Here is a 26,347-nt window from a genome sequence, read left to right as displayed (position 1 = left end):
TGGCGAATCCCGGCTGGGGCGGCGGGCGCTCCGACCGAAATATTACTCACCAGTAGTACACAAAGAGCCTGCCCGCTGAGCAAGCGCTTTGTGCTGTGACCTTGCCAACGCCGCCCCGGCACCACGCCGCCGCCGCGCCGTGTCCGTACCGGCGCCGCGCCGACGCCACCCGAAGGGAAGATCCCGGCTCAGAACATCCGGGCGAGCGCAGTGAGGACCTGGTCGCGGTGCGGGGCGCCGCTCGCGCGGCGCACCTCGTGGCCGGTCGCGTCGAGGAAGAGGACGGTGGGGGTCGCCTCGATCCCCGCCGCCCGGACGAGGGCGAGGTGGTCCTCGGCGTCGATCTCCACGTGGGCGACGCCGGGGACGAGCCCGGCGACCTGGTCCAGCACGCGGCGGGTCGCCCGGCAGGGCTGGCAGAAGGCGGTCGAGAACTGCACCAGCGTGGCCCGCTCCCCCAGTCCCTCGCCCCCCAGCGCCCCACTCGCGAGCAACCGGGCCCAGTCCGGCGCCGACCCGTCCCCCGCAGCGCTCTCCGCCACGGCGCCGTCCCCCGCCTCCGTCACGCCTTCACCGTCCCGCTCCCGCACGTGTCTCGCGCCGCCTTCCCTCGTCATGAGCGTCATGAGCCTCTGCCCCGCCTGTCACTTTCTCAGCACCCGTCCCGTGCGGCCGATTCCCGGCCCTCGGGAACACTTCCGTCCCCGCGTGTCGCGCATGGCGCCGCGCGTTCGGGGAAAGGCAGGGGAAGGGCCCGATGGCCGGGGCGGAGTCCGGGTTCCCGGAGCGGACGTGACGTGAATCTCCCGCGGTTCGGGCACCAGGGCTGGCTCCTCGTTCGTTCATCGGGCACGATCTGCGCAATGCCGCAAACCTACGGCTGCGTAACTTCACGCCGGACCGCTCGTCCCCGGGGGCCGGCAGAGATGAAGGGTCCTCGCCACACATGGCAGAGCTCGTCTACCGTCCGGTCATCGGTCTCATGCGCACGATGTTCGCGGCGCTCGACCTCAAAATCGACTGCAAGGGCTCGGAGAACATTCCCCGGACCGGTGGCGCGGTCCTCGTCAGCAACCACATCAGCTACCTCGACTTCATCTTCGACGGCCTCGCCGCGCTGCCGCAGAAGCGGCTGGTGCGGTTCATGGCCAAGGAGTCGGTCTTCCAGAACAAGATCTCCGGACCGCTCATGCGCGGGATGAAGCACATCCCCGTCGACCGCAAGCAGGGCGAGAACGCGTACGCGCACGCGCTGGACTCGCTGCGCGCCGGAGAGGTCGTGGGGGTCTTCCCCGAGGCCACCATCTCGCCGTCGTTCACGCTCAAGTCCTTCAAGACCGGTGCCGTGCGGCTCGCCCAGGAGGCCGGGGTGCCGCTCGTGCCGATGGCCCTGTGGGGGACGCAGCGGATGTGGACGAAGGGGCGGCCGCGCAACCTGAAGCGGTCCCACCTCCCCATCACGATGCGCGTCGGGGAGCGCTTCCACGCTCCCGCCGACCAGTACGCGGGCACGCTGACGCGCCGCCTGCGCGAGCACGTGCAGGAGCTGCTGGAAGCGGCGCAGCGCGCCTACCCGGTGCGGCCGAAGGGCCCCGAGGACAGCTGGTGGATGCCGGCACACCTCGGCGGCAGCGCCCCGACGGCGGCCGAGGTGGCGAAGGCCGAGGCCCGCTGAGCGCCGCGCGGCGCCGTCGTCCCCGTACCACCGCTCGGTACGGGCGAAAGCGGAGCCGCGTACGAGAGAACGGCCTGACCCCCGACGTGGGGGTCAGGCCGTTCTCCGTGGTCGCACCGGGGTGCGCGGGTCAGCGCGTCATCTCCTCGCGCAGCGCCGCGAGGAAGCCGTCCACGTCGTCCTCGGTCGTGTCGAAGGCGCACATCCAGCGGACGGAGCCCGCGGCCTCGTCCCAGTAGTAGAAGCGGTAGCGCTTCTGGAGGCGTTCGGTGACCTCGTGCGGGAGGCGGGCGAAGACGCCGTTGGCCTGGACGGGGTAGAGGATCTCGACGCCGTCGATCTCGCGCACTCCGGCGGCGAGGCGCTGGGCCATCGCGTTGGCGTGCGCGGCGGAGCGCAGCCACAGGCCGTCGGCGAGAAGCGCCTCGAACTGGGCGGAGACGAAGCGCATCTTCGAGGCGAGCTGCATCGAGAGCTTACGCAGGTGCTTCATGTGGCGGATGCCGTCGGGGTCGATGACCACGACGGCCTCGCCGAAGACCATGCCGTTCTTCGTGCCGCCGAAGGAGAGCAGGTCGACACCCGCGTCCGTCGTGAACGCCTTGACCGGGGCGCCGAGCGCCGCCGCCGCGTTGGCGAGGCGGGAGCCGTCGAGGTGGACCTTCATGCCGCGCTCGTGGGCGTGCGCGCAGATCGCGGCGATCTCCTCGGGCGTGTAGAGCGTGCCCAGCTCGGTGGACTGGGTGATCGAGACGGCCTGCGGCATCGCGCGGTGCTCGTCGTCCCAGCCGTACGCCTCGCGGTCGATCAGCTCGGGGGTGAGCTTGCCGTCCGGGGTCGGCACCGTGAGGAGCTTGAGTGAGCCGACGCGCTCGGGCGCCCCGCCCTCGTCCACGTGGATGTGCGCGGAGTCGGCGCAGACGACGGCGCCCCAGCGGTCGGTGAGGGCCTGGAGGGAGACGACGTTGGCGCCGGTCCCGTTGAACACGGGGAACGCCTCGGCGCGGGGGCCGAAGAGGTCTCTGATGATCACCTGGAGGTGTGCGGTGTAGGCGTCGCCGCCGTACGCCACCTGGTGCCCGCCGTTGGCGACGGCGAGCGCGGCGAGCACCTCGGGGTGTGCGCCCGCGTAGTTGTCGCTGGCGAAGCCGCGTATCGCGGGGTCGTGGTGGCGGCGGGTCGCTGTGCCCGCCTCGGTCAGGGCTTCTTGGTCAGCCACAGGCGCTGTCCGTTCACTTCCTGTGCGGGGCGGTCCCAGACGCCTGCCACGGCCTCGGCGAGGTCCTTGACGTCCGTGAAGCCCGAGAACTTCGCGCTGGGGCGTTCGGTGCGCATCGCCTCGTTCACCAGCGCCTTCACCACCAGGATGGCAGCCGCGGCGTTCGGCCCGGCCTCGCCCCCCGCCTTGCGGAAGGAGTCGGCGAGCGCGAGGGTCCACGCCTCGGCGGCTGCCTTGGCGGCCGCGTAGCAGGCGTTGCCCGATGTGGGCCTGGAGGCACCGGCGGCGCTGATGAGGACGTAGCGTCCCCGGTCGCTGCGGCGCAGGGCCTCGTCGAAGGCGAGTGAGGTGTTCTGGACGGTGCGGATCAGGAGCTTCTCCAGGAAGTCCCAGTCGGCGAGGTCGGTGGTGTCGAAGGAGGAGGAGCCGCGCCAGCCGCCGACGAGGTGGACGAGGCCGTCGATGCGGCCGAATTCCTTCTGGATGCCCTCGGCCCACGCGGTCGTCGCCGGGCCGTCCAGCAGGTCGACGGTGTCGGCGGTGACCGTGGCCCCGCCGTGGGCGTAGCGGGCCGCGTCGACGCCCACGGCGAGGCGTTCCGGGTCGGCGTCGGCGCCGACCACGATGGCGCCCGCCTGCGCGAGGCGGAGCAGGGTCGCGTGGCCCGCGGGCCCGCCCGCTCCGGCCACCGCGATGACGGCGCCCTCCAGCGAACCGTTCCCGGTGCTGTTCCCGATACCGTCCATGCCGGTCACCTCCAGGCCGTCCTCACTCATGCGGCGGCGCCTTCCGTGCTCGTCGCCGTGATGCCGCGGGTCGAGGCGATCACGCGCTTGAGCTTCTTGGAAAGGGCCTCGTAGAACATGCTGAGCGGAAACTCGTCGGGAAGCACGTCGTCGACGAGTTTGCGCGGGGGCAGCGACAGGTCGAGGGCGTCCGGGCCCTTGGCCCAGCGCGAGCCGGGGTGCGGGGCGAGGTAGCGCGAGACCAGCTCGTACCCGGCGAACCAGTGGACGAGCTTGGGGCGGTCGATGCCGTCCCTGTAGAGGGTCTCTATCTCGGTGCACAGGGCGTTGGTGACCTGCGGCGCCCGTTCCCAGTCGATCTTGAGCTTGTTGTCGGTCCAGCGCACGACGTCGTGCTTGTGGAGGTACGCGAAGAGGAGCTGGCCGCCGAGGCCGTCGTAGTTGCGCTGCCGCTCGCCCGTGACGGGGAAACGGAACATGCGGTCGAAGAGGACGGCGGTCTGCACGTCACGTGCCTGGGCGACCCCGTCGGCCTCCAGGGCGACGGCCTCCTTGAAGGCGGTCAGGTCGCAGCGCAGCTCTTCGAGCCCGTACATCCAGAACGGCTGCCGCTGCTTGATCATGAACGGGTCGAAGGGCAGGTCGCCGTGGCTGTGGGTGCGGTCGTGGACCATGTCCCACAGGACGAAGGCCTCCTGGCAGCGGTCCTGGTCGGCGAGGAGGGCGCGGACGTCGTCGGGCAGTTCGATGCCGAGGACGTCGACGGCGGCCTCGCTCACGCGGCGGAAGCGGGCGGCCTCGCGGTCGCAGAAGATGCCGCCCCAGGTGAAGCGCTCGGGGGCCTCGCGGACGGCGATCGTCTCGGGGAAGAGGACGGCCGAGTTGGTGTCGTAGCCGGCCGTGAAGTCCTCGAAGGTGATGCCGCAGAAGAGCGGGTTGTCATAGCGGGTGCGCTCAAGGTCGGCGAGCCACTCGGGCCAGACCATGCGCAGGGCGACGGCCTCGAAGTTGCGGTCCGGGTTGCCGTTCTGCGTGTACATGGGGAAGACGACGAGGTGTTCGAGGCCGTCCTCGCGGCGCGCCGCGGGCTGGAAGGCGAGCAGCGAGTCGAGGAAGTCGGGCACCTGGAAGCCGTCGTCGGCCCAGCCGCGCAGGTCCTTGACGAGCGCGGTGAGGTAGGCGGCGTCGTGCGGCACGCGGGGCGCCAGCTCCTCGATCGCCCGCACCATGTCGTCGACGGCCGCGCGGACGTGCTCGGCGCGGGGCGCTTCCTCGGCGTCGAAGTCGACCGAGCCGTCCTTGCGCTGCCAGGGGCGGATGCGCTCGACGGCGTCCTTCAGACGGCTCCAGGCAGGCTGGTCGGCGAGCCGTTCACCGGAAGCCTTGCGCCCTCCCTCGGTCGCCCGCTCAAGAATCTCCGTCATGCCACACCCTCCACAGAAGAAACCGCTGTACTCACCACCGTAGGGGGCCGAACGGGACCTCCACAAGGTCACCCCGGGAAATAATCCCGTCCACACGGCCGTCCGCCGATGTTTTTCCGGCGACCTCAGGGTTCATACGCGCGTTCCGTCAGTTTTCCGCCGTATACATGTCTCCGGCTCCACCCTGGTCGCTTCCGCCGGTACGGGGGCCGGGCGGCCCGGCGTCAAGGGCGGTACGGGACGCGCCCACGTACGGGCGAGGTCACGGCTCGCACCCCCGTGGCGGCGGTACGACGCACGGCGACGCACCCGTGCCGTACGCCCCGGAGGCCCCCTTGACCCGCCGCACCCTCGTCCTCAGCGCCGTCGTGACCGGTGTCCTGCTCGGCATCAGCGGACTCGACGCGCACGGACGCGCCGCCTCCCCGCCACCCGCCCGTTACGCGCCAGGGCCTAGGGTCGAGCGGGACGCCCGTACGGACAGCAGGGCGGCGTCCCGCAGCGAGCGCCAAGCGCCTGAACGGAAAGCGAGTCCACCGTGTCCTTCCTCGCCATCGGCCATCGCGGAGTGATGGGCGTCGAGCCGGAGAACACCCTCCGCTCCTTCGTCCGCGCCGAGCGGGAGGGGGTCGACCTCGTCGAACTCGACCTGCACCTGAGCAAGGACGGGGCGCTCGTCGTGATGCACGACGCGGAGGTGGACCGCACCACGGACGGCAGCGGGCGCATCGCCGAGCGGACCCTGGACGAGCTGCGAGCGCTCGACGCGGGGCTCGGCGAGCGCGTACCGGTCTTCGAGGAGGCGCTCGACGTGCTGCACGGGCCGCTCCAGGCCGAGATCAAGGACGTCGCCGCCGCCCAGGCGCTCGCGGACGTGATGCACGCGCGGGGCCTCGTGGAGCGCGTCGAGGTGATCTCCTTCCACGACGAGGCGCTCGTGGAGATCTCGCGCCTCGTGCCCGGGGTGCGGACGTGCCTCGTGGCGAGCCGCTTCGGGCCCGAGGTCGTGGAGCGGGCGACGGCGTGCGGGGCGATGGGACTCGTGCTGAACATCCGGCGGCTGACGGTGGAGACCGTGGAGCGGGCGCGCGAGGCGGGGCTGCGGGTCACGGCGTGGACCGTGAACACGCCGGAGCGTTTCGCGCTCGCCCGCGCGCTCGGGCTCGACGGTGTGACGACGGACGAGCCGGAGATCGTGCGGGAGGCGCACAAGGCGGCCTGAGCGGCCCCGGGTGGTACGGGACGGGGGCGGCCCACGCGCGTGGCGCGCCGCCCCCGTACCGGGCCCGCGGTTCAGACCAGCGGCTTGACCAGCAGCTCGAAGGCGAGCCCCGCCCGCTTCGGGACCCCGAAGCGCTCGTCGTCGTACGGGAAGGGCGTCAGCTCGCCGGTACGGCGGTAGCCGCGCCGCTCGTAGTAGGCGATGAGTTCCTCGCGCGCCGAGATCACCGTCATGTGCATCTCGGTGACGCCCCAGTCCTCGCGCGCGATGCGCTCGGCCTCGGCGAGCACGGCCTTGCCGAGGCCCGCGCCCTGGAGCCCGGGGCGGACGGCGAACATGCCGAAGTAGCCGTGCCCCTCCTGGCGGGCCACCTGGCAGCACGCGACGAGTTCGCCGTCGCGCTCGACGGCGAGGAGCAGCGTGCCCGGCGTCTCCATGACCTCGCGCAGCGACTCCGGGTCGGTGCGCTGCCCTTCGAGGAGGTGCGCCTCCGTGGTCCAGCCCGTCCGGCTGCTGTCGCCCCGGTAGGCGGACTCGACGAGCGCCACGAGGGCGGGGACATCGGCGGGCCCCGAGGGGCGGAAGGCGAGACCGGCGGGTGCGGGAAGGGTCGTCATGACGGGCTGGCCTTTCGGGGCGGAGGTACCGGGAGGTGGCGGCGGTACGCGGACGGGGCGCCGTCCAGGGTAACGAGCCAGGGTCTGGGCGTACCGGGCGCCCGAACGGCGGTCCCGCCGGCCCGTACCGCGGCCACGCGGACCCGTGGCGCCGCCCCTCGTCACCCCTCCACCGCCACTCCGCGCGACATCACCCGATCGGAGCGATACGGTCGAAAAGTCATAAATGGGACGTACGCCACACCGGCGCCGTCGTCGTTGACGCGCGCCGCTCGCTCGTCCCGGCTCTCGCTCGCCCTCGAAGGGGATGTCATGAGCACAACTGCCACCCGGGACGCGCCCCCGGCCACGAGGGGCCACCGGGCCTCCCTCGCCGTCGATCCGCACGCACTCGCCGCCGAGTTCTTCGGCACCCTGGCGCTGGTGTTCTTCGCGGTGGGCGTGGCGATCTTCGCCAAGCCCTTCGTGGGGGTGCTCGGCATCGCGCTGGCCTTCGGCTTCGTCCTGCTCGCCCTCGTGTACGCGATCGGCCCGGTCTCGGGCTGCCACGTCAACCCGGCGGTCACGCTCGGGATGGTGCTCGGCAAGCGGATCTCGCCGCTGACCGGCATCTGCTACTGGGTGATGCAGCTCGCCGGTGGTGCCGCTGGTGCCGCGCTCCTGGCCTGGCTCGCGAACTCGGTACCGATCTTCAAGGCGGACGGGCGCGGGTCCTTCGGGACCGACGGGTACGGGGCGAACTCCCTCGTGCACATCTCGGCGGGCGGCGCCTTCCTCGCCGAGACGATCCTCACCGCGCTGCTCGTCTTCGTCGTGCTGTGCACGACGCACGGCAAGGGCGCCAAGGGCCCGGCGGGGATGGCGATCGGTCTGAGCCTCGCGGTGATCCACCTGCTCGGCATCCCGCTCACGGGGACCTCGGTCAACCCGGCGCGGGCGCTCGGTCCCGCGATCTTCGCGGACAACAACGCGATGAGCCAGGTGTGGCTCTTCCTCGTCGCCCCGCTCGCGGGCGCGGTGATCGCGGTGGTGGTGCACTTCCTGACGCACGGGCTGCCGGCCGAGCACGAGGCGGGGAGCCCGCCGGTACCGGCCACCGAGAGCCCCTCCGGCTCCCCCGCGGGTGCGGCGGGCGCGGCGGAGACCGAGGCGGAGCGTCGCGACAAGGACCTGGAGTGAGGCACACGCGCGCCGGTGCGGCGCACGGGCGGGAGGGCCCGCTTCCCGAGGGGAGGCGGGTCCTCCCGTGCGTCCACGCCGTCAGTCCCCCGCGGCCCGCGCCGGGGCCCTGAGCGGCGCCGCGGGGCGCAGCGCCGTGATCGCGAGGGTCACGAGGAGGTTCGCCACGAAGGCTATGAGGCCTCCGTTGACGCCGTGCCAGGGGTCGTGGTCCGTGGCCCACAGGAGCGTCATGACCGCGAGTCCGACGAACATGCCGCTGACGGCCGCGCTCTTGCCGAGCCGGGGCCAGAAGAGTGCGAGCAGCGCCGTGGGCACGAGCTGGGCGATGCCCTCGTACGACAGGACCGAGAGTTCCACGAGCGTGCTCGGGTGGATGAGGGCGCCGAGGAGGGCGAGCAGCCCGGCGAGGAGGCAGACGAGCTGCGAGAGGGTCTTGGCGCGCTGGTCGGCGCGCGTGGCCTCGGCCTCGTCGCGGTGGCGCAGCGGGTGGCGCGGGTCGGCGCCGTTGCCGCCGCCGAGGACGGTGCGGCCCCACAGGGTGCCGATGGACAGCATGAAGACGCTCATCGGCACGATCGCCGACAGCGCGCCCGCGACGCCGATGACGGCGACGGCCCCGGCCGGGAGCGAGTCGGTGACGAGCCGGTAGAGGGCCAGGTCGGGGTTGCCGAGCTGCGGCAGCGCGAAGAGCGCGACCGCGCCGACCGTCATGGGGATGAAGAGCAGCAGCTGGTACCAGGGCAGCAGGATCGAGTTGCGCCGCAGGGCGTTGGCGCTGCCCGCGCTGAGGTAACCGGAGACCGTGGTCGGGAAGACGGTGATCGTGACGGCGTTGAGGAGCACCGTGCTGATGAACCACGCGGCGCCCTTGCCGCCCGACGCGTGCCCGGGGAAGGTGAGCCACTCGGGCTTCTCCGCGACCATGCGGTCGAGGAGGTGGCCCACGCCGTCGGTGTAGTGGGCGGGGATGTAGACGAGCAGGAAGACGACGCTGCCGATGACGAGCACATCCTTGAAGACGCTCACCCACGCCGAGCCGCGCAGCCCCGAGACGAGGACGAACAGCTCGGCGACGACGAAGGAGACGACGGCGGCGACCTTGAGGTCGACGCTGCCGTACGTCATGGCGTTGACGACGACGCCCATGCCCTGGATCTGCACCTGGATGTACGGCACCAGGAAGACGGTCGCGACGAGGGCGACGAGGATGCCGAGCGGGCGGGAGCGGAAGCGGTGCTCGGCGATGTCGGCGATCGAGACGAGGCGGTGGCGGCCCGCGTAGGTCCACAGCGCGGGGCCCGCGAGGTACGCGACGGCGAAACCGACTGTCAGGTAGGCGACGAGATAGAGGATCGGCGAGCCCATCGAGTACGTCCACCCGGCGGTGCCGAGGAACGAGAAGCTCGTGTACGTCTCACCCGCCATGAGGACCCAGACGAAGAGGACGCCGAGGCCGCGCCCGGACAGGGACCACTCGGCGAGGCCCTTGGCGCGTCCGCGCGCGCTCCACAGACCGATGAGGACGGTGGCGAGCATGGCGAGGCCGAAGACGGTGGTGGCGAGGACCGCGGAGCCGCTCATGGCCTGCGCCCTTCCGTGCCGGGGTCGCCCGCGAGCGGCTCGGGGGCGTCGGCGCGGTAGACGGGGTCGAGACGGGCGGTGAGCCAGATGACGAGGGGGCTCAGGAACGTGGCACCGATGACCCAGGCCCACAGGAAGGGCAGGCCGAGGACGCGCGGTTCGACGCGGTTGGCGACGAGTGGGGCGAGGACGTAGAGCAGGGCGGGCACGAGCAGCAGCCACAGTGCGGGACGGCGCACGCGGGCGGTCTCGGGCGCCTCGTCAGGAGGTGCGGGGGGCATGGGGATCGGGGTCCTTCGTCGGCGGGCCTGCGGGGGTGTGACGGCCTCGCGGGGAGCGGGGCCGGGCGTACTCTTCCCCGGCGCGGGGGCGGGGTCAACCCGACGATCTTGGCCCGGCGGTCTTGGTACGGGGCGGCGGCTCAGCCGTCCGGTGTCCAGCCGCTCGCCCGCACCACCTCGGCGGCGATGTCCGGCACGGACCGGCCGTCGGTCGCGATCCGCACCGTGCCCGCGGGGGCCTGTGCGTCCAGGCGGCGCGCCATGCGCAGGCTGCGCTCGATGTGCGCCCCGGCCTGGGAACCGGCCTCGCGCGCGGTGAGCCGCTCGCGCACGGTGGACTCGGTGGCGGTGAGGAGGACCAGGGTGGTCCTGACCTCGTCGCCGCGCATGGCCCGTACGAGCATGGGTGCTTCGATGACGCTCACGGTGTTCGTGTAGATCAGGCGGCGCCGGCCGAGAGCCGCGTAGTTCGCCCAGACGGCGGCGGTGTTGCGCTCGGTGACGGCGGAGCGGTGCGGGTCGTCGGCGGGGGCGGGGTGGATCTGGTCCATGCAGTCGCCCTCGATGAGGCAGTGGGCCGCCCCCGCCTCGCGCAGGAGGACGGAGACCTCCTGCCCGACGCTGGTCTTGCCGACACCCGCGCCGCCGCCGATGAGGAGGAGTTCGTACGTGATCACGGCGGGCCACTCTCGCAGACCCGTCCCCGTGCGTCAGCCGGTTTTCCGGCCCCGGCTCAGTAGCGGGGTCCGCCCAGGCGCCCTTCGAGCTGGCCGAGGAGTTCGCCGAGCAGTCCCACGAGCCGCTCGCGCTCGTCGTGCGGCAGTCCGCTCAGGACGGTGGACTCGAAGGCGAGCTGGTCGGGCAGGAGGTCGTCGACGAGCGCGGCGCCCGCCCCGGTGAGCGTGACGCGGCTGACCCGCCGGTCGTGCGGGTCGGTCCTGCGCTCGACGAGGCCGCGTTCCTGAAGCCTGCGCAGCCGCTTGGTGACGGCCGCGCCCGACGAGTACGTCTCGCGGGCCAGCTCACCGGGGGTCAGTTCGTCGCCGGTGCGGCGCAGCGCGCCGAGCACGTCGAACTCGGCGCGGCTGAGCCCGCCGCGCCGCAGCGGCGCGTCCTCGGCCTGCTGGAGGAGGGCGGCGCAGCGATTGACCCGGCCGATCAGCTCCATCGGCGCGGTGTCGATGCCGGGGTGCACCGAGCGCCACTGCCGTACGACGGTGGCCACCGAGTCGTGGTGAGCGCCCGTGGGGGCCGCGGGCGGGTCGTTCGCCGTGGTCATACCGGTGTGTCCTCCTCGTGGGACCGCTCGTGGGGTACGGGCCGCGGGTCCTGGGGGGCGGGCCGCCGGGCGAGCAGGCCCTGCCGTGTCACTGTCGCCGCGAGCGTACGGTGTCCCGCGCGCTCGGCGTCGAGCACCCGCCGTTCGGGCACCGCGCGCTGCCACCACTCACCCGCGGCCGTGTCGGCCGCCGCGCGCAGCGCGACGAGCGTGGCGGCGAGGCGGCGGCGCGCCCGCTCCAGGTCGACGGCGCTCGCCCCCGTACGGGCCAGGAGCGCGTCGGTCTCCTCGCGCACCGCTTCGGCCCCGGCGAGCGAGCGCTCCAGTGCGGCGCTCGCGCGGCGGTTGGTGACGAAGAAGGCGACGACGAGGCCGACGACGGCGCCGACGACGGTGTCGCGTACGCGGTCGCCGACGAGCGGGCCGGTGCCGTGGTTGCCGCCGAACTCGCCGATCAGGAGTGCCATCGGGGTCACGCAGAGGGTGCCGAGCCAGTAGTTGCGCGGCATGAGGGCTTCCGCGCCGAAGGCCAGGACGATGATCAGGACGACGATCGCGGCCGGTGTCGCGTGGGCGAGGGGCGCGATCAGGGCGAAGACGCCGACGCCGACGACGTTGCCCACGGTGCGCTGGATCGCGCGGGTCCAGCTGAGGGTCACGTTGATCTGGAAGATCGCGACGGCGGTGACGATCGCCCAGTACGGGCGGTCGCTGCCGAGTCCCCGGGCGAGGAGCCCGGCGAGGAGCGAGCCGAGGAAGGCGCGGGCCATGACGGGGAGCAGCGGGGAGCCGGGGGCGAAGGCGCGCAGGACGGGGTGGGCGGCGCGCGGGCGGCGGGCGCGCTCGATGTCGATGCCGGCCAGTTCCTGGAGAGCGGCCTCATCGAGGTCGGTGGGCCGGGGCAGTGGCCCGGTGCCGCGTATCCCGCCCGCCTGTTCCCTCAGGAGCGCGGCGTCCGCCTCGTGCGGCGCGGCGAGCGCGGTCTCGGCGCGGACGAGGAGTCGTTCGAGGTCGCGGCGTACGGGGGTGCGGCGGCCTGTCGCGTAGAGGGACTGCCAGCCGGCGTGGAGCGCGGTGACGGCGGCGGCCCGGGCGCGGTCGCGCGCGGGGGTCGCGCCGGTTTCGGCCGGGGTCGTGAGGAAGGCGGCGACGGCTTCGAGCGCGCGGGCCGTGGCGCGGCGCTCGGGTCCTGTGGGGCGCAGGAGTGCGGGGGCCATCGTGACGCACCAGGAGAGCGCGGCCGCGCCGACGGTCAGGGCGAGGTGTCCGGGGATCGCGGCGAAGGTCTGCGGCACGAAGAGGGTCGCCGAGCTGACGAACGCGAAGATGACGGGTCCTGGGGCTCCGATGCCGGTGCTCTCGCACAGGGTCTTCTGGACGGCGGCCATCGCGGCACCGACCGCGATGAGCAGCGGGACCGAGCTTGTCGCGGCGGAGGTGACCATCGCGAGGGCGACTCCGGCGACCATGCCGAGGATGACCCAGAGGACGGCGCGGGCGCGGCGCGCGTAGGGGAGGTGGTGGCCGTAGAGGGCGCACAGGGAACCGGCCATCGTGTAGGCGGCGAGGTCGAGCCGGTCGAGGGCGAGGAGGGTGAAGAGCGGGATGATCGCGGCCGATGAGGCGCCGGTGGCGGGCTTGAACCACATGTCGTTGAGCCCGCCGACGCGGAGCGCGCCGGCGAGGGGGAGTTTCCTCGCGCGGGGTCCTGGCGCCGGACGCGTGGCCGGGTGCTGCCCGGTGGGGGTGGAGGGGACGGGGCGGGGACGACTCATGACCACAAGCTTAGCAAGTGTTTTACTAGTAAATGATTACGGCACGGAGTGCCAGTCTCGCGGCCCGCTCGGGGCACTCCCCGCACCCCGTCACGGCGGGAGTGCCGGACGACCGGGGCCCAACACCCCCGAAAATCACTCGTAGGGGCCGGGGTTTCCCCAGTTGAGCGCGCCGAAGTTAGGATGAGCCTTGTGTCCTACGAGCTGACCCTCAGTGCCCAGACTCTTCGTGCCGTGCCCTTCGGCACCCGGGTGGGGGCTGCCGCCGAGGCCGGCTTCCAGGGCCTCGGCCTGTCCGTGGAGCAGTACAGGGACGCGCTGGAGGCCGGCTGGACCGATCGCAGGATGGTCGACCTGCTCGCCGCGCGCGGCCTGCGCGTGACGGAGATCGAGTTGCTCACCGCCTGGGGCGGGGGCGCCGACCGGCGGGCCAGGGAGGACGACCTGCTCGCGCGACGGCTCGTCGCGCTGTTCCGTCCCGAACGCGTCCACGCCACGGTCTTCGCCGCGCGCCCGCTCGACGAGCTGGCCGCCGGTTTCGCCCGCGTGTGCCGCGAGGCCGCGGCGAGCGGGGCGCGCGCCGCGCTCGAGTTCCTCCCGTACGCGGGTGTCCCGACGATCGGCGCGGCCTGGGAGATCGTCGACGCGGCGGGGGACGCGAACGGTGGCGTCCTCGTCGACTGCTGGCACTGGGCGCGCTCCGGCGCGACCGCAGCCGACCTGGCCCCCGTCCCGGCGGAGCGGATCATCGCCGTCCAGCTCGCCGACGCGCTGCGCACCCCGCTGCGCGACCCCCGCTACGAGGCCCGCCACCACCGGCTCCTGCCGGGCGAGGGCGGCGGACACGTGGCGGGCATGCTCGACACGCTGCGCGCGCACGGCGTACGGGCCTCGCTCGCCGCCGAGGTCGTCTCGGACATGCTCGACGTCCAGGACCCCCGTCTCACGGCGCGCCAGGTCCACCGCGCCTGCGTCGGCGTCCTGGAGGAGGCCGATTTCCCTGGCCTCCCCGTCGACGGCGTCCCCGCCCACTCCCCCGCCCCACCGGCAGACGACCCCGCCCCTGCGGGTCCCCCCGCGCCCGCGCCGCACGGCCGCCGCCGGATGCCCGGGGCGCTCTGAGCGGGAGATCCCCGGACCCGTGGCGCGCGCACGGCACGGATCACGTTCCGCCCACCGCGCCACGCGCCCCCTCGCACTCCCCCGTGTACCTCCGTGCGACCCCTTGGGTGCCGCCTGCCGTGGGCAGGTCCTCCGCGTCACGACTCTCGGCTCCTGACGCTCTCGACGGGGAGGTTCGCCGTGCACGCTCCGGGACCGGCCGCCTGGCTGCTCGTCGCGCTGTGCGCGGCCACCTCGGCGTACTGCCTCCTGCGGATGCGCGATCCGGCTCAGGGCGTGCGGGGCACGGCGGGCGGGGAAGCGCTCATGGGGTTCGCGATGGCGGTCATGGCGGTGCCCGCGGCCGTGCTCGAACCACCGGCGTGGGCCTGGCTCTGCTACACGGTCGTCTTCGGGGCCGCCGCGCTGCGCGCGCTGTGGGCGGCACGCGCGGGCTCGGCCCACCACGTGCACCACCTCGTCGGCACCCTCGCCATGATCTACATGGCCTGGGCGATGGCGAGCGCCCCCGCCGGGCACGCGGGCCACGGCGGCGGGCACGTCCCCGGCGGTGTCCCCCTCGTCACCGGGCTCCTGCTCGCCTACTACGCGGTGTACATGCTCTGGACCGGCGCCCGTCTCGTCCCCGCCGGTGGCCCAGCGGGCCCCGCGCCCACCCACTGGACGGGCCGCACCGAGGTCGTACGGGCCTGCCGGCTCGCGATGGCGACGGGGATGCTCGCGATGCTGCTCGCGGTGTGAGCCCGTACGGCGCGTCGGCCGCGCGGGCCCGGGGTGCGGGGCCGTACGGCGCGTGGACGGGTGAGCACGGAGTGCGGGGCCGTACGGCGCGTCGACCGGGTGAGCACGGAGCGTGCGCGACGGGTGGCGGAACCGGGGGTGTCCGTGGCGTGCGTCACTTGCCATGAAAGCCTGTATCTTCCGAACCGGCCGCCCCCATAGGCTGGACGCATGATGGTCCCGGTGGCCCTGCTCGTGCTCGGCGCGCTCACCGCTGTGCTCGCACCCCGCGTGATCGCCCGTGTCCCGTGGACGGACCGCGAGCCGATCGTGGCGCTGTGGCTGTGGCAGTGCGTCGTGGGGGGCGTGCTCATGTGCTGCGCCCTCGCGATGGCGCTCAGCGCCGCGGCGGCCTGGAAGGCGGTGCGCGGGCAGCTCTTCGCCTCCGCGCCGCACGGGGTGATCGACGCCTACGCGCTCGGCACCACGGGCCCCTGGGCGGGGGCGACCGCGCTCGTTCTCGCGGCGGGCGGGGCCTGGACGGCGGCGATGCTGACCCGGGAGATCCGCGAGAGCAGGCGGCGACGGCGCGCCGAGCGCGCGGCGCTGCGGACGCGCTCGCCGCGGCTGCCCGGCGAGGGCCCCGCCAAGGAGCGGCTGCGGGTCCTTGAGGGCGAGAAGCCGGAGGCGTGGTGGCTGCCCGGCACTCCCCCGCAACTCGTCATCACCACCGCGGCGCTGCGCCGCCTGGAGGGCCGCAAGCTCGACGCGGTCCTCGCCCACGAACTCGGCCACGCGCACGCGCGCCACGACTGGCTCCTGTACTGCTCGGGGGCGCTCGCCAGAGGATTTCCGCAGGTCCCCGTCTTCGCCGCGTTCCGCGACGAGATGCACAGACTCGTCGAGCTGGCGGCCGACGACGTCGCCTCGCGCCGCTTCGGCCGGCTGACCACGGCGCTCGCGCTCGTCGAGCTGAACGAGGACCGGGGCGTCTTCGGCCCGGCGCCCACGCCGCACGCCGACGTGCCCCGCCGCGTCGACCGGCTCCTGGAGGCCCACCCGCGCCTGACGGCCGGGCGCCGGCTCCAGTGGACGGCAGCGGGCGCGCTCGTCCCGCTCGTCCCCGTCCTCGTGGCGCTCGTCCCCGGCCTGCGCGCGCTCGGCTGAGGCGAGGGGGGGCGAGGGGTACGGGCCGTAGGCTCTGCGGACGTACGGGCCGCACGGTTCCCGCACGCCGGGCACACGTGGTGCGTGTCCCGATCCGCAGCCGCCCACCGAGGAACCCCTATGGCTCCAGCGACCGCCCGCACCCGGCCGGGGCACGGGACGCCCACGCGAGCACGCGGGCGCAGGGACACGACCGCCTTCGTCCTCGGCGTGCTCTCGGCGCTGCTCCTCGCGCTCGTCGCCGCCTCGTGGCGGCCGCTGGTCTCGCTCGATTCCTCGCTCGCCCGCTCCGCGCACCGCGCCGCCGTGCGGGACGGGGCGTTGACGCACACGTGCCGGGTGCTGAGCGACTGGGTGTGGGACCCGTGGACGTTCCGGCTGCTCGCCGCGCTCCTCGTGGTGTGGCTGCTGGGCCGCGGGGCGCGGGAACGCGCCGTGCGGATCGCGGTGGTGTGTCTCGCGGGCACGGCGCTCCAGCAGTTGATCAAGGCGGCCGTGGGCCGGGAGCGCCCGGTGTGGCCTGACCCGGTGGACTCGGCATCCTTCGCCGCGTACCCCTCGGGCCACGCGCTGACGGCGACGGTGGTGAGCGGGCTCCTGTGGTGGGTGCTGCGGGGCTACGGGGTGCCGCGTCCGTTGCTGGGGGCGGTGGGCGCGGTGCTCGTGGTGAGCGTGGCCGGGGTGGGGCTGACGCGGGTGTGGCTCGGGGTGCACTGGCCGAGTGATGTGGTGGGCGGCTGGCTGCTGGGGGCACTGCTCGTCGTGCTGGGGACACGGGGGTGGCGCGGGCGGGGGTCGCCTTGACCGGGTCCCGGGTCGCCCCGAGGATCTTCGTATGACGATCAAGACGGTCCTTTTCGACTTCTCCGGCACGCTGTTGCGCATCGAGTCCGCCGAGGAGTGGCTGCGCGGGGCGCTCGCCGCGACGGGGCACGTCCTGCCGGAGGCGCGACTCGTGGAGCTGGCGGCCGCGCTGGAGCGGGTGGGGGCACAACCGGGCGGCGCTCCGGGCGCGCCGGTGCGGTTCCCCGACGCGCACACGGCGGAGCTGTGGCCCGTACGGGACGAGAGCGCGGCGGCGCACCGGGCGGCGTACACGGGGCTGTCCCGGCACGTACCGCTGCCGGACGACGCGCTGCACGAGGAGCTGTACGCGCGGCACATGCGGCCCGAGGGCTGGCGGCCCTACCCGGACGCGCACGACGTCCTCGCGGGGCTGCGGGCGCGGGGGGTCCGGGTCGGTGTGGTGAGCAACGTCGGCTGGGACATCCGCCCGGTCTTCCGGGCGCACGGCCTGGACGCCTTCGTGGACGCGTACACGCTCTCGTTCGAGCACGGGGTGCAGAAGCCGGACGCGCGCCTCTTCGCGACGGCGTGCGCGGTACTCGGCGCGAGCGGCCCCGAGACGCTCATGGTGGGCGACAGCCGCGAGGCCGACGGCGGCGCGACCGCCCTCGGCTGCGCGGTCCACTTCGTCGACCACCTCCCGGTGACGGCCCGCCCGGCGGGACTGCGTCCGGTGCTGGGGCTGGTGGACGCGGGGGCCTGAGGAACGGCGGCCAGCAGCACCACGGAGGAATCCCCTCGCGCTAGCCGAAGTCCGAGCTGCCGTCAGTGAGACAGCAGTTTTTCACCATTTCGGTCGGTGAGTAGGTGCTCCAGGCAACTGTGGCCGACGGGGAGGGGTTGTTCATTTCGCCCCCCAGCCATCGGTCATCTTTCCTGCCCATCGGAGTCCCTATGAGCCACCTGCCGCCCGAGACGCACGCGCCCGTCCCGTCCACGCCGCCCGTCGGCCGACCCGGCTGGACCCGCAAGCGCGTCCTCCTCCCCGCCGCCGCAGTCGTGTTCCTCGCCGGAATCGGCATCGGGGGCTCCGGCGGTGGAGCGGACGAAGCGAAGACCACGTCGGACGCCAAGCCCGCTCCCACCGTGACCGTGACGAAGGCCTCGGAAGGCGGAACGAAGTCAGGGAGCGGTGACGCGGAGAAGGCGGGCACGGAGAGGGCGGGCGCGCCGGAGGAGGCCACCGCGAGGAAGAACGTTGACGAGGTCGTCTTCAAGGTGTGGGGCAGCGCCCCCTCCGGCGCCAACATCACCTACGGCAGCGACGGCGAGAACATCGAGGGCCACGGACTGCCGCTGACAAAGACACTCCCCTTCAAGGGCGATGCCCTGTATTACGTGGTCACCGCCCAGTTGGCCGGCGGTGGCGACATCCACTGCTCGGTGACGGTTGCCGGGAAGACGAAGCAAGGACACGCGCAGGGCGGCTACAACATCTGTTCCGCCCAGCTCGGCGGAGGTCCGCTCGGGGGCTGGAGCTAGCCGCCCGAGACCACTCCACGGTGGTGGCCCGCGCCGAGGACGCGGGCCACCACCCATACCGTTCGAAGGACGGCGGGGATCACCGGGGATGAGCCGGCCACATCCGCGACTCAGTCGAAGTAGTCCGGCTGGGTCTGGACGTTCAGTTCGCTGACCTTGATCTTCTTGGCGGGGTCGGTGCGGCGGTCGGTGATCTTGAGGACGTCGAAGCCCTTCTCGATGTCGTTCGAGTAGATCAGGCCGTTGTAGTAGTACGCGGACCAGGAGCCGCCCAGCGCGAGCTGGTCGGTGCTGAGCGGGCCGCGCTCGAAGTAGGCGATCTCCTGGGGCTTGCGGGAGTTGGTGAAGGCCCAGACGGAGACGCCGCCCTGGTACCAGGCCTGGACCATGAGGTCCTTGCCCTTGACCGGGATGAGCGAGCCGTTGTGCGCGACGCAGTTCTCGGTGTCGGCCTGGTGGCGCGGGATCTTGTAGTAGGAGCGGAAGACGAGCTTGCGCTTGTCGCCCTTGCCGACGATGTCGTAGATGCCGTCGGCACCCTTGTCAGGACCGACCTCCGCGTTGCAGGTGGCCGCGCCGCCGCCGCCGAGTTCGTCGGTGAAGACGACCTTGTCGGCCTTCTGGTTGAAGGTGGCGGAGTGCCAGAACGCGAAGTTCTTGTTGTCCTGGACCCGGTCGATGACCCGCGGCTTCGCCGGGTTCTTGATGTCGAGCAGGATGCCGTCACCCATGCAGGCCCCTGCGGCGAGGTCCTTCGAGGGCAGCGTGGTGATGTCGTGGCAGCCCGTCGTGGCCGAGACGCCCGGGTTGACGGGGCTGCCCGGGTTGCCGCCGTCCGGGAAGAGGACGGGGAAGTCGATGACCTTCGCCTGCTGCGGCGCCTTGCGCGGCACCTTGATGACGGAGATCCCGTCGTGCGGCGGCTGGCAGTCCGGGAAGCTGGCGCTCGGCGAGTACGAGGACACGTACACGTACACGTCCTTGCGCTCGGGGACGAGCGTGTGGGTGTGCGAGCCGCAGGCGGTCTCGACGGAAGCGACGTACTCGGGGTGCCGCACGTCGCTGATGTCGAAGACCTTGATGCCCTCCCACGAGGACTTCTCGGTCGCGGGCTGCGTCGTGCTGTTGCAGGAGTCGTCGCTGCGCGAGGAGTCCGTGGACAGGAAGAGCAGGTCACCGGAGACGGAGATGTCGTTCTGCGAGCCGGGGCACAGGACCTGCGTGACGGTGCGCGGCTTCTTCGGGTTGCTCAGGTCGAAGACGCGGAAGCCGTCGTAGTTTCCCGCGAAGGCGTACTTGCCCTGGAAGGCGAGGTCGGAGTTGGTACCGGCCAGCGCGTCCTTGGGGGTGTTGCTGAGGTGCTCGATGTTACGGGAGTGGACTATCTCGTCCTGGCCCGGTATCTCGCCCGTGGCCACGTCCTTCTTGGCGGACGCGGCGGCTTGGGAGCCGGCCGCCGTGCGGGACGCGCTCTCGTCGCCTGGCCCCGGCGTCGCGGCCGCGGGGCTCACGGCGAGCAGCGCGGCGAGCAGTCCCGCCGCCGCGGCGCCGACGCCGAGGCGTCTGCGCCGGGTGTGGGGGTGGTTGGACAGGGTCACTGCTTCCTCTTCTCCCTCTTCTCCGTTCGCCCACCGCGGCGGTCCCGCACTGACGGTGCGTGATCTCCGCGGTGGGCGAACGGAGTTGAATGGTTCGGGGACTGATCGAAGTATGGTGCTCCTCATGCACATATCAAGAGCGGGTAACAGGATCGTCATGGAATCTTCTGGTTCTCCTGGTGTCCGATGGGGCGTGTGGGGCCTGCGGGGTGTGCTCCCGCTGGCCCTGTGCCTGGGACTCGCGGCGTGCGGAGGGGGAGGTCAGGAGCCCGATGGCGGGGTGAAGGACCCGAAGGCGTCGGCCAGTTCGGTGATCGCGCCGGGGAAGCCCGGGGAACCGGCGAAAACGCTGTCACCCAAGGAAGCGGAATCGGCCAAGAAGGAGGACGACCGGCCCAACACGGCCGACTTCCGCTACGTGGCGATGATGACCACGCATCACGCGCAGGCGATCGAGATGAGCAGGCTCGCGCCGGACCGGGCGTCCTCGGCGGGGCTGAAGGCACTGGCCGAGCGGATCGCGGACACGCAGGGCCCGGAGATCGACGCGATGAAGGGCTGGCAGGCCACGTACGACCCGAAGGGGACCCGTGCTCCGCGGCACGAGCACGGCGCGATGCCCGGCATGGCGACGAAAGCACAGCTCGCTCAGTTGAAGGCGGCGCGCGGCGAGGACTTCGACCGGCTCTTCCTGCGGCTCATGACGAAGCACCACGAGGGCGCGATCGACATGGCGGGGGACGTCCTCGCGGGCGGCAACAACCTGCGGGTCGAGGAGATGGCGAACGACGTGGTGGCACAGCAGAGCAGCGAGATCCATCGCATGGAGGCGCTGGCGAAGGACTGAGCGGGTCGCTCGCGAAGGCACGAGGGGGCCGGCGGGCCGAGCGGGGAGCGGGGCGTCGGCGGGACCGAACCGTGGCCCGCCAGGGCGCGAGGACACGGCGGCAAGCGGCAGGCGGCGAGCGGTAGACGGCAAACAGCAAGCGGCAGGCGGCAAGCGGCAAGCGGCAGGCGGCAGGCGGCAGGCGACGAGAGCCGGGGGCGGGGGCGGGGAAACGGCACGGAAACCCCGCGGACATCAACAGAATGTTTAAGTTCCCTACGGTTCCAGCCAGTTGAACCGTCCCCCACACTCTGCCCTGTCCCCGTCCGCGCGGGCCCGTACCGGTCCGCCGTTCCCCAGGAGTGCCCATGCCGAGCGCACCACCGGCCGCCGCGCGGCCCGCGAAGGCCGTTCACCCCGTGGACGAAGTACCGCCGCCCGTCCAGCTCTTCGCCTTCGGGCTCCAGCACGTGCTCGCGATGTACGCGGGCGCGGTCGCCGTCCCGCTGATCGTGGGCGGGGCGATGAAGCTGCCGCCCGCCGATCTCGCGTACCTCATCACCGCCGATCTGCTCATATCCGGGATCGCGACGCTCATCCAGTGCGTGGGTGTGTGGCGGTTCGGGGTGCGTCTGCCGCTCATGCAGGGCTGTACGTTCGCCGCCGTCGCGCCGATGGTGCTCATCGGTACGGGCTCGGGCGGTCTCCCCGCGATCTACGGCGCGGTGATCGTCGCCGGACTCGCGATGGTGCTGCTCGCGCCGGTCTTCGGACGGCTGCTGCGTTTCTTCCCGCCGCTCGTGACGGGCACGGTCATCCTCGTCATCGGTCTCTCGCTCATGCCGGTCGCGGGGGCGTGGGTCGCCGGTGGCGAGGGCGCCAAGGACTTCGGCGCGCCGAAGAACCTCGCGCTCGCCCTCTTCGTACTGCTCGTCGTGATCGGCGTGCAGCGGTTCGCACCGGCGTTCCTGAGCCGGATCGCCGTGCTCGTCGGGATCGTCGTGGGCGTCCTGGTCGCCATCCCCTTCGGGTTCACGGACTTCGGTGGGGTCGGTGACGCGGACTGGGCGGGGATCAGCACCCCGTTCCACTTCGGCGCGCCCACCTTCGAGGCGGGCGCGATCGTCTCGCTGCTCATCGTCTCGCTCGTGTCGATGACCGAGACCTCGGGGGACATCATCGCGGTCGGCGAGATGACGGGCCGCAGGGCGGAGCCCGCCACGCTCGCCGACGGGCTGCGCGCGGACGGGCTCTCGACGGTGCTCGGCGGTGTCTTCAACACCTTCCCGTACACGGCCTTCGCGCAGAACGTGGGGCTCGTGGGGATGACGCGGGTGCGCAGTCGCTGGGTCGTCGCGGCGGCGGGCGGGATGCTCGTCCTGCTCGGGCTGCTGCCGAAGCTCGGCGCGGTGGTCGCCGCCGTGCCCGCGCCGGTGCTCGGCGGGGCGGGGCTCGTGATGTTCGGCACGGTCGCGGCGAGCGGGCTGCGCACGCTCGCCGAGGTCGACTTCAAGGGCAACCACAACCTCACCGTGGTCGCGGTCGCGCTCGCGGTGGGGCTGCTCCCGGTGGGCGTGCCGACGGTCTACGACCGCTTCCCCGACTGGTTCCAGACGGTCATGCACAGCGGGATCAGCGCGGGGTGCCTCACCGCGCTCGTCCTGAACCTTCTCTTCAACCACCTGCCGGGCGGAGGGCGGTCGCCCCATGCCCCTGAGCCGGCGGCCGGCGAGCCCGCCGAAGCCGCGGCGGACGGACTCGCGAAAGCCTCAGCGGACGGGCTCGCCGAGTCGCCCGGCCTCGCGGGCGGCGGCGTCGAGGACGTGGTCGAGAAGCCCGGGGAAGAGCGCGTCTAGGTCGTCCCTGCGCAGCCCGTTGAGCTTCGCCGTACCCCGGTAGACCTGGCGCACCACTCCGCTCTCGCGCAGGACGCGGAAGTGGTGCGTCGAGGTCGATTTGGTGACCGGGAGGGGGAACTCGGAGCAGTTCAGCTCCCGCTCCCGCGCGGCGAGTTCGCGCACGATGCGCAGCCGCAGCGGGTCGGCGAGCGCGTGGAGCACCGCGTCGAGCCGGATGTCGGCGCGCTCGGGGTGCGGCAGGTCGCGGCTTCCGGCGGCGGGGGTCGTCACTGCGGACTCCAGGCGGTGGCTGAACGGGGCGGGCACGGTACGGGCGGGCGTCGGGTGGCCCATCGTACGACGCGTGCCGGTGCCGCTCCCCTGCTGACGGGGGCGGCACCGGCACGCGCGGCCACCGGGCCGGGGGCGCGCGAGTGGCCTCAGTAGGCGCGGTGGTAGGGCTGCGCCACGTACGGCTGCTCGCCGAGTTCCGTCGCGGCGTGCGCGGCGAAGTACGGGTCGCGCAGGAGTTCGCGGCCGAGGAGGATCGCGTCGGCCTGGCCGTCGGCGAGGATCTTCTCGGCCTGGCGGGCCTCCGTGATGAGCCCGACGGCGGCGGCCGCGAGGTCCGTCTCGTTCTTGACCCGCTCGGCGAAACGCACCTGGTAGCCGGGGCCGGCCGCGATCGGCGCGGTGGGCGAGATGCCGCCGGTGGAGACGTCGAGGAGGTCGACGCCGTGCTCCTTGAGGGTGCGGGAGAAGGCGACGGTCTCGTCGGCCGTCCAGCCGGTGCGCGGGTCCGCGGGGTCCTCCTCGAACCAGTCGCTGGCCGAGATCCGGAAGAGCAGCGGCAGTTCCTCGGGCCACACGGCGCGTACGGCGTCGACGACCTCGCGCGCGAAACGGGTGCGGTTCTCGTAGGAGCCGCCGTAGGCGTCGGTGCGGTGGTTGCTGTACGGGGAGAGGAACTGGTGGATGAGGTAGCCGTGGGCGCCGTGGATCTCGACGGTACGGAACCCGGCGTCGAGCGCGCGGCGCGCGGCCTCCGCGAACTGGCCGACGATCTCGCGGATGCCGTCCTCGGTCAGCTCCGCGGGAACGGTGTGGGCGTCCGTGAAGGCGAGCGGGCTCGGCGCGACGGGCGTCCAGCCGTGCTCGGCGCCGACGGGGATCGGGGCGCCGCGGTCGACCCACGTGCGCTCCGTCGAGGCCTTGCGCCCGGCGTGGGCGAGCTGCACCCCCGAGAGCGCGCCCTGCTCGTCGAGGAAGCGCGTGATGCGGCGGAAGCCTTCGACCTGGGCGTCGTTCCACAGCCCGAGGTCGTACGGACTGATGCGGCCCTCGGGACTGACGCTTGTCGCCTCGGTGATGATGAGCCCGGTGCCGCCCACGGCGCGCGCGGCGAGGTGCTGGAAGTGCCAGTCGGTCGGCACTCCGCGCTCGGGCCCGTCCGGAGCGGCGCTGTACTGGCACATGGCCGCCATCCAGAGCCGGTTGCGTGCGGTCAGCGAACGAAGGGCGTAGGGCTCGAAGAGCGCGCTCACGCGGTTCCCCTCTCCTCGTGAAGTGGTGAAGTGGTGGGGTGGTGAAGTGGTGGGGTGACGCGGTCGTGGTGGAGCGACGCGGCGACCTGGGCGAGCATAGTACGAACACTCTCGTAATACGAATGTTCTCGTACGAAGGGCCCCGGGAACGTGCTCCGGCGGGGGCCCGGCGTCGCCGCTTAGCCTGGGGGCATGGACGGTACCGGTACGCACCAGACCGACTCCGATGGGCTCGTCCGGGCGCTGCGCGAACGGGCCGTCGTCCTGGACGGCGGCCTCTCGAACGAGCTGGAGGCCGCCGGGCACGGCCTCGCGGACGCGCTGTGGTCGGCGCGGCTGCTGCGCGACGAGCCCGCCGCGCTCACCGAGGCGCACCGCGCCTACGCGGAGGCGGGCGCGGAGATCGCGACGACGGCGAGCTACCAGGCGAGCTTCGAAGGCTTCGCACGCCACGGGATCGACGCGGCGCGCACGCGCGAACTGCTCGCGCTGTCGGTGACGGCCGCGCGCGCGTCCGGGAGCAGGTGGGTCGCGGCCTCGGTGGGGCCGTACGGAGCGATGCTGGCGGACGGCTCGGAGTACCGGGGGCGGTACGGCGTGAGCCGGGCGGAGCTGGAACGCTTCCACGGGCCGCGTGTCGATGCCCTGCTCGCCGCCGGGCCCGACGTTCTCGCGCTGGAGACCGTCCCGGACGCCGAGGAGGCCCGGGCACTGCTCGCCGTGGTGCGCGGGTGCGGGGTGCCCGTGTGGCTCTCGTACAGCGTGGCGGGCGGCAGAACCCGGGCGGGGCAGCCGCTCGACGCGGCCTTCGGGCTCGCGGCGGACGCGGACGAGGTGGTCGCGGTGGGGGTCAACTGCTGCGAGCCGCTGGAGGTGACGGACGCGGTGCGCACGGCGGTCGCCGCGAGCGGGAGGCCGGGCGTCGCGTACCCGAACAGCGGGGAGCGCTGGGACGCGCACGCGCGCGGCTGGCGCAGCGACCCGAGCTTCGTGCCCGGCCTGGCCGCCGAGTGGTACGCGGCGGGGGCGCGGCTCATCGGCGGGTGCTGCCGGGTCGGGCCCGGCGAGATCGGGGGCGTCGCTGACGTCCTGCGCGCAGGAGCGTGAGTCCTGCGACGAGGCTCACGAGACCGCCGGCGAGGAAGGTGGCGCGTACCCCGGCGCGGGCGAGGACGAGCCCGCCGAGCGCGGCGCCCGCGGCGATGCCCGCGTTGTAGGCGCCCGAGTTGGCGGCGAGCGCGAGGTCGGTGCGGCGGGGCGCGTAGCGCAGCATGGCGTTCTGCGCGGCGAGGAAGACCGGGCCGAGCGCGAGGCCCAGCAGGGCGAGGAAGCACACCGCGAGGACCTGGTGGCGGGCGGCGGCGGAGAGCCCGATGAGCGCGGCGGACTGTGTCACGACGGCGGTGGTGAGCGCGGCCCAGGGGAAGCGGTCGAGGAAGGGGCCCGTGGCGGCCACCCCGGCGAGGCAGCCCAGACCGAGGCAGAGGAGCAGGACGCTCACCGTGCCCGGGGCGAAGCCGCTCTCGGTGCCGAGGAGCGCGACGACGTACGTGAATCCGGCGAAGCCACCGGTCGCGGAGAGCGCGACGGCGACGAGTACGGTGCCGAACCGGCGCGCGTCGGGCTCGCTCGCGTAGGCGGCGGGGGCGGATTCGGGCGCGGCGGTGGGCAGCAGCGCCGCGATCGGCAGCAGTGCCACGAGGGCGAGAACGGCGAGCAGCCCGAAGGGGAGCCGCCAGTCGCCGTGCCGCCCGACCCACGTCCCCGCGGGCACCCCGAGGACGAGTGCGAGGGAGCCGGCGACCGACACGGTCCCGAGCACGCGCCCCCGTACCCGCGGCGCGAAGAGCCCGACGGCGACCTGTCCGAGCACGGCCCAGAAGAGGGCTTGCGCGAGCGCGGTGACGAGCCGTGCCGCGAGGAGCGGAAGGTAGGCGGGCGCCCACGCGGCGGCGAGGCTGGAGACGAGGAGGGCGACGAGGACGCCGGTGAGGAGGTGGCGGCGGGGGACGGCGCGGGTGAGATGGGCGAGCGGCACGGAGACGGCCGCGACAGTGAACCCGTAGCAGGAGACGAGCAGGCCGACCGCCCACAACGGCACGTCGAGACCGCTCGCGATCCGGCCGAGCAGCCCGACGGGCAGGTTCTCGGCCGTGTTGAAGCCGAAGGCGGCGAGCATGAGCCCGAGGAGCACGGCGGGAGC

Annotated in this window: 26 protein-coding genes; 12 read left to right on the top strand and 14 right to left on the bottom strand. The window is 73.0% G+C overall.

Translation table 11 applies throughout. The annotated features are described in order from the left end of the window. Nucleotides 1-188: 188 nt before the first annotated feature. Complete coding sequence (locus ACQYWQ_RS29720) at nt 189-566, bottom strand: thioredoxin family protein (protein WP_431038897.1); 378 nt, start codon at nt 564-566, stop codon at nt 189-191. 380 nt (nt 567-946) lie between these two features. On the opposite strand from ACQYWQ_RS29720, the gene ACQYWQ_RS29715 reads away from it, so the two are divergent. Further along, nucleotides 947-1,675: a lysophospholipid acyltransferase family protein gene (locus tag ACQYWQ_RS29715; protein WP_431038896.1), complete on the top strand. Its 729-nt coding sequence runs from the start codon at nt 947-949 to the stop codon at nt 1,673-1,675. Between the two features lie 130 nt (nt 1,676-1,805). Here the strand turns inward: ACQYWQ_RS29715 and ACQYWQ_RS29710 are convergent, their stop codons facing one another. Genes ACQYWQ_RS29710 through ACQYWQ_RS29700 form a run of 3 tightly spaced genes read right to left on the bottom strand, consistent with a single transcriptional unit; the run spans nt 1,806 to nt 5,064 of the window. Continuing rightward, nucleotides 1,806-2,876: a threonine aldolase family protein gene (locus tag ACQYWQ_RS29710; RefSeq protein WP_431039403.1), complete on the bottom strand. Its 1,071-nt coding sequence runs from the start codon at nt 2,874-2,876 to the stop codon at nt 1,806-1,808. Continuing rightward, nucleotides 2,873-3,670 carry an SDR family NAD(P)-dependent oxidoreductase gene (locus ACQYWQ_RS29705; protein WP_431038895.1) on the bottom strand — a complete coding sequence of 266 codons (798 nt, stop codon included), beginning with the start codon at nt 3,668-3,670 and terminating at the stop codon, nt 2,873-2,875. Before ACQYWQ_RS29705 ends, ACQYWQ_RS29710 begins: the two co-directional genes overlap by 4 nt. Then, nucleotides 3,667-5,064: a DUF6421 family protein gene (locus tag ACQYWQ_RS29700; RefSeq protein WP_431038894.1), complete on the bottom strand. Its 1,398-nt coding sequence runs from the start codon at nt 5,062-5,064 to the stop codon at nt 3,667-3,669. The genes ACQYWQ_RS29705 and ACQYWQ_RS29700 overlap by 4 nt, the downstream gene beginning before the upstream one ends. Nucleotides 5,065-5,602: 538 nt before the next feature. Between ACQYWQ_RS29700 and ACQYWQ_RS29695 the strand changes: the two genes are divergently transcribed. Further along, nucleotides 5,603-6,286 (top strand): glycerophosphodiester phosphodiesterase, encoded by a 684-nt coding sequence (locus tag ACQYWQ_RS29695; RefSeq protein WP_431038893.1) that lies wholly within the window; start codon nt 5,603-5,605, stop codon nt 6,284-6,286. 71 nt (nt 6,287-6,357) lie between these two features. Here ACQYWQ_RS29695 and ACQYWQ_RS29690 read toward each other — a convergent pair whose 3' ends face one another. Next, the gene (locus ACQYWQ_RS29690) at nt 6,358-6,903 is read right to left on the bottom strand and encodes a GNAT family N-acetyltransferase (RefSeq protein WP_431038892.1); all 546 of its coding nucleotides are present in this window, start codon (nt 6,901-6,903) and stop codon (nt 6,358-6,360) included. Between the two features lie 312 nt (nt 6,904-7,215). Between ACQYWQ_RS29690 and ACQYWQ_RS29685 the strand changes: the two genes are divergently transcribed. After that, the gene (locus ACQYWQ_RS29685; RefSeq protein ID WP_431038891.1) at nt 7,216-8,082 is read left to right on the top strand and encodes an aquaporin; all 867 of its coding nucleotides are present in this window, start codon (nt 7,216-7,218) and stop codon (nt 8,080-8,082) included. An 81-nt stretch (nt 8,083-8,163) separates the two neighbouring features. Here the strand turns inward: ACQYWQ_RS29685 and ACQYWQ_RS29680 are convergent, their stop codons facing one another. From ACQYWQ_RS29680 to ACQYWQ_RS29660, 5 genes are all read right to left on the bottom strand, one after another. Next, nucleotides 8,164-9,666, bottom strand: a complete 1,503-nt coding sequence (locus ACQYWQ_RS29680; RefSeq protein ID WP_431038890.1) for a sodium:solute symporter family protein — start codon at nt 9,664-9,666, stop codon at nt 8,164-8,166. Beyond that, nucleotides 9,663-9,947: a DUF3311 domain-containing protein gene (locus tag ACQYWQ_RS29675; RefSeq protein WP_431038889.1), complete on the bottom strand. Its 285-nt coding sequence runs from the start codon at nt 9,945-9,947 to the stop codon at nt 9,663-9,665. The genes ACQYWQ_RS29680 and ACQYWQ_RS29675 overlap by 4 nt, the downstream gene beginning before the upstream one ends. A gap of 140 nt (nt 9,948-10,087) precedes the next feature. Continuing rightward, entirely contained in the window at nt 10,088-10,624 is a 537-nt protein-coding gene (locus ACQYWQ_RS29670) for an AAA family ATPase (protein WP_431038888.1), read from the bottom strand. Nucleotides 10,625-10,680: 56 nt separating this feature from the next. Beyond that, nucleotides 10,681-11,226 (bottom strand): MarR family winged helix-turn-helix transcriptional regulator, encoded by a 546-nt coding sequence (locus ACQYWQ_RS29665; protein ID WP_431038887.1) that lies wholly within the window; start codon nt 11,224-11,226, stop codon nt 10,681-10,683. Further along, nucleotides 11,223-13,001, bottom strand: a complete 1,779-nt coding sequence (locus ACQYWQ_RS29660; RefSeq protein ID WP_431038886.1) for an FUSC family protein — start codon at nt 12,999-13,001, stop codon at nt 11,223-11,225. The genes ACQYWQ_RS29665 and ACQYWQ_RS29660 overlap by 4 nt, the downstream gene beginning before the upstream one ends. Before the next feature lie 183 nt (nt 13,002-13,184). Between ACQYWQ_RS29660 and ACQYWQ_RS29655 the strand changes: the two genes are divergently transcribed. The 6 genes from ACQYWQ_RS29655 to ACQYWQ_RS29630 all read left to right on the top strand — a co-directional run bounded on the left by ACQYWQ_RS29655 (nt 13,185) and on the right by ACQYWQ_RS29630 (nt 18,338). Continuing rightward, on the top strand, nt 13,185-14,123 hold the full coding sequence (locus ACQYWQ_RS29655; protein ID WP_431038885.1) for a sugar phosphate isomerase/epimerase family protein: 939 nt from the start codon (nt 13,185-13,187) through the stop codon (nt 14,121-14,123). Nucleotides 14,124-14,303: 180 nt separating this feature from the next. Beyond that, nucleotides 14,304-14,864 (top strand): DUF5134 domain-containing protein, encoded by a 561-nt coding sequence (locus ACQYWQ_RS29650; RefSeq protein WP_431038884.1) that lies wholly within the window; start codon nt 14,304-14,306, stop codon nt 14,862-14,864. Nucleotides 14,865-15,074: 210 nt separating this feature from the next. Continuing rightward, nucleotides 15,075-16,010 carry a M56 family metallopeptidase gene (locus ACQYWQ_RS29645; protein WP_431038883.1) on the top strand — a complete coding sequence of 312 codons (936 nt, stop codon included), beginning with the start codon at nt 15,075-15,077 and terminating at the stop codon, nt 16,008-16,010. A gap of 120 nt (nt 16,011-16,130) precedes the next feature. Next, complete coding sequence (locus tag ACQYWQ_RS29640) at nt 16,131-16,814, top strand: phosphatase PAP2 family protein (protein WP_431038882.1); 684 nt, start codon at nt 16,131-16,133, stop codon at nt 16,812-16,814. A gap of 31 nt (nt 16,815-16,845) precedes the next feature. Further along, on the top strand, nt 16,846-17,559 hold the full coding sequence (locus tag ACQYWQ_RS29635; RefSeq protein WP_431038881.1) for an HAD family hydrolase: 714 nt from the start codon (nt 16,846-16,848) through the stop codon (nt 17,557-17,559). A gap of 191 nt (nt 17,560-17,750) precedes the next feature. Further along, nucleotides 17,751-18,338, top strand: a complete 588-nt coding sequence (locus ACQYWQ_RS29630; protein WP_431038880.1) for a hypothetical protein — start codon at nt 17,751-17,753, stop codon at nt 18,336-18,338. A gap of 110 nt (nt 18,339-18,448) precedes the next feature. Here the strand turns inward: ACQYWQ_RS29630 and ACQYWQ_RS29625 are convergent, their stop codons facing one another. Further along, entirely contained in the window at nt 18,449-19,936 is a 1,488-nt protein-coding gene (locus ACQYWQ_RS29625) for an LVIVD repeat-containing protein (protein WP_431038879.1), read from the bottom strand. Between the two features lie 202 nt (nt 19,937-20,138). Between ACQYWQ_RS29625 and ACQYWQ_RS29620 the strand changes: the two genes are divergently transcribed. Further along, entirely contained in the window at nt 20,139-20,783 is a 645-nt protein-coding gene (locus tag ACQYWQ_RS29620) for a DUF305 domain-containing protein (RefSeq protein WP_431039402.1), read from the top strand. Nucleotides 20,784-21,130: 347 nt separating this feature from the next. Continuing rightward, nucleotides 21,131-22,618, top strand: a complete 1,488-nt coding sequence (locus tag ACQYWQ_RS29615) for a nucleobase:cation symporter-2 family protein (protein WP_431038878.1) — start codon at nt 21,131-21,133, stop codon at nt 22,616-22,618. On the opposite strand, the gene ACQYWQ_RS29610 is transcribed toward ACQYWQ_RS29615, so the two are convergent. Continuing rightward, nucleotides 22,532-22,891 carry an ArsR/SmtB family transcription factor gene (locus ACQYWQ_RS29610; RefSeq protein ID WP_431039401.1) on the bottom strand — a complete coding sequence of 120 codons (360 nt, stop codon included), beginning with the start codon at nt 22,889-22,891 and terminating at the stop codon, nt 22,532-22,534. The two genes, ACQYWQ_RS29615 and ACQYWQ_RS29610, sit on opposite strands and share 87 nt — an antisense overlap. A gap of 149 nt (nt 22,892-23,040) precedes the next feature. Beyond that, a complete protein-coding gene (locus ACQYWQ_RS29605; RefSeq protein ID WP_431038877.1) occupies nt 23,041-24,144 on the bottom strand; it encodes an NADH:flavin oxidoreductase/NADH oxidase in 1,104 nt (367 codons plus the stop codon). Between the two features lie 192 nt (nt 24,145-24,336). Between ACQYWQ_RS29605 and mmuM the strand changes: the two genes are divergently transcribed. After that, nucleotides 24,337-25,251: a homocysteine S-methyltransferase gene (mmuM, locus tag ACQYWQ_RS29600; protein WP_431038876.1), complete on the top strand. Its 915-nt coding sequence runs from the start codon at nt 24,337-24,339 to the stop codon at nt 25,249-25,251. Here mmuM and ACQYWQ_RS29595 read toward each other — a convergent pair. Beyond that, on the bottom strand, nt 25,178-26,323 hold the full coding sequence (locus ACQYWQ_RS29595; protein WP_431039400.1) for an MFS transporter: 1,146 nt from the start codon (nt 26,321-26,323) through the stop codon (nt 25,178-25,180). The genes mmuM and ACQYWQ_RS29595 overlap by 74 nt on opposite strands. Between the last annotated feature and the right edge of the window lie 24 nt (nt 26,324-26,347).

Source organism: Streptomyces sp. P6-2-1, assembly GCF_050613165.1.
In the GTDB taxonomy this organism is placed as follows: Bacteria; Actinomycetota; Actinomycetes; order Streptomycetales; family Streptomycetaceae; genus Streptomyces.
The sequence above is the reverse complement of the archived record's forward strand: the minus strand, read 5'-3'. Positions and strand labels throughout refer to the sequence as shown.

Bases quoted from the DNA above. Each gene is read 5' to 3' on its own strand.
- ACQYWQ_RS29715 (WP_431038896.1), top strand. From the start codon at position 947: ATGGCAGAGCTCGTCTACCGTCCGGTCATCGGTCTCATGCGCACGATG.
- ACQYWQ_RS29705 (WP_431038895.1), bottom strand. From the start codon at position 3,670: ATGAGTGAGGACGGCCTGGAGGTGACCGGCATGGACGGTATCGGGAAC.
- ACQYWQ_RS29700 (WP_431038894.1), bottom strand. From the start codon at position 5,064: ATGACGGAGATTCTTGAGCGGGCGACCGAGGGAGGGCGCAAGGCTTCC.
- ACQYWQ_RS29690 (WP_431038892.1), bottom strand. From the start codon at position 6,903: ATGACGACCCTTCCCGCACCCGCCGGTCTCGCCTTCCGCCCCTCGGGG.
- ACQYWQ_RS29685 (WP_431038891.1), top strand. From the start codon at position 7,216: ATGAGCACAACTGCCACCCGGGACGCGCCCCCGGCCACGAGGGGCCAC.
- ACQYWQ_RS29680 (WP_431038890.1), bottom strand. From the start codon at position 9,666: ATGAGCGGCTCCGCGGTCCTCGCCACCACCGTCTTCGGCCTCGCCATG.
- ACQYWQ_RS29675 (WP_431038889.1), bottom strand. From the start codon at position 9,947: ATGCCCCCCGCACCTCCTGACGAGGCGCCCGAGACCGCCCGCGTGCGC.
- ACQYWQ_RS29665 (WP_431038887.1), bottom strand. From the start codon at position 11,226: ATGACCACGGCGAACGACCCGCCCGCGGCCCCCACGGGCGCTCACCAC.
- ACQYWQ_RS29660 (WP_431038886.1), bottom strand. From the start codon at position 13,001: ATGAGTCGTCCCCGCCCCGTCCCCTCCACCCCCACCGGGCAGCACCCG.
- ACQYWQ_RS29655 (WP_431038885.1), top strand. From the start codon at position 13,185: ATGAGCCTTGTGTCCTACGAGCTGACCCTCAGTGCCCAGACTCTTCGT.
- ACQYWQ_RS29645 (WP_431038883.1), top strand. From the start codon at position 15,075: ATGATGGTCCCGGTGGCCCTGCTCGTGCTCGGCGCGCTCACCGCTGTG.
- ACQYWQ_RS29640 (WP_431038882.1), top strand. From the start codon at position 16,131: ATGGCTCCAGCGACCGCCCGCACCCGGCCGGGGCACGGGACGCCCACG.
- ACQYWQ_RS29635 (WP_431038881.1), top strand. From the start codon at position 16,846: ATGACGATCAAGACGGTCCTTTTCGACTTCTCCGGCACGCTGTTGCGC.
- ACQYWQ_RS29630 (WP_431038880.1), top strand. From the start codon at position 17,751: ATGAGCCACCTGCCGCCCGAGACGCACGCGCCCGTCCCGTCCACGCCG.
- ACQYWQ_RS29615 (WP_431038878.1), top strand. From the start codon at position 21,131: ATGCCGAGCGCACCACCGGCCGCCGCGCGGCCCGCGAAGGCCGTTCAC.
- mmuM (WP_431038876.1), top strand. From the start codon at position 24,337: ATGGACGGTACCGGTACGCACCAGACCGACTCCGATGGGCTCGTCCGG.
- ACQYWQ_RS29595 (WP_431039400.1), bottom strand. From the start codon at position 26,323: ATGCTCGCCGCCTTCGGCTTCAACACGGCCGAGAACCTGCCCGTCGGG.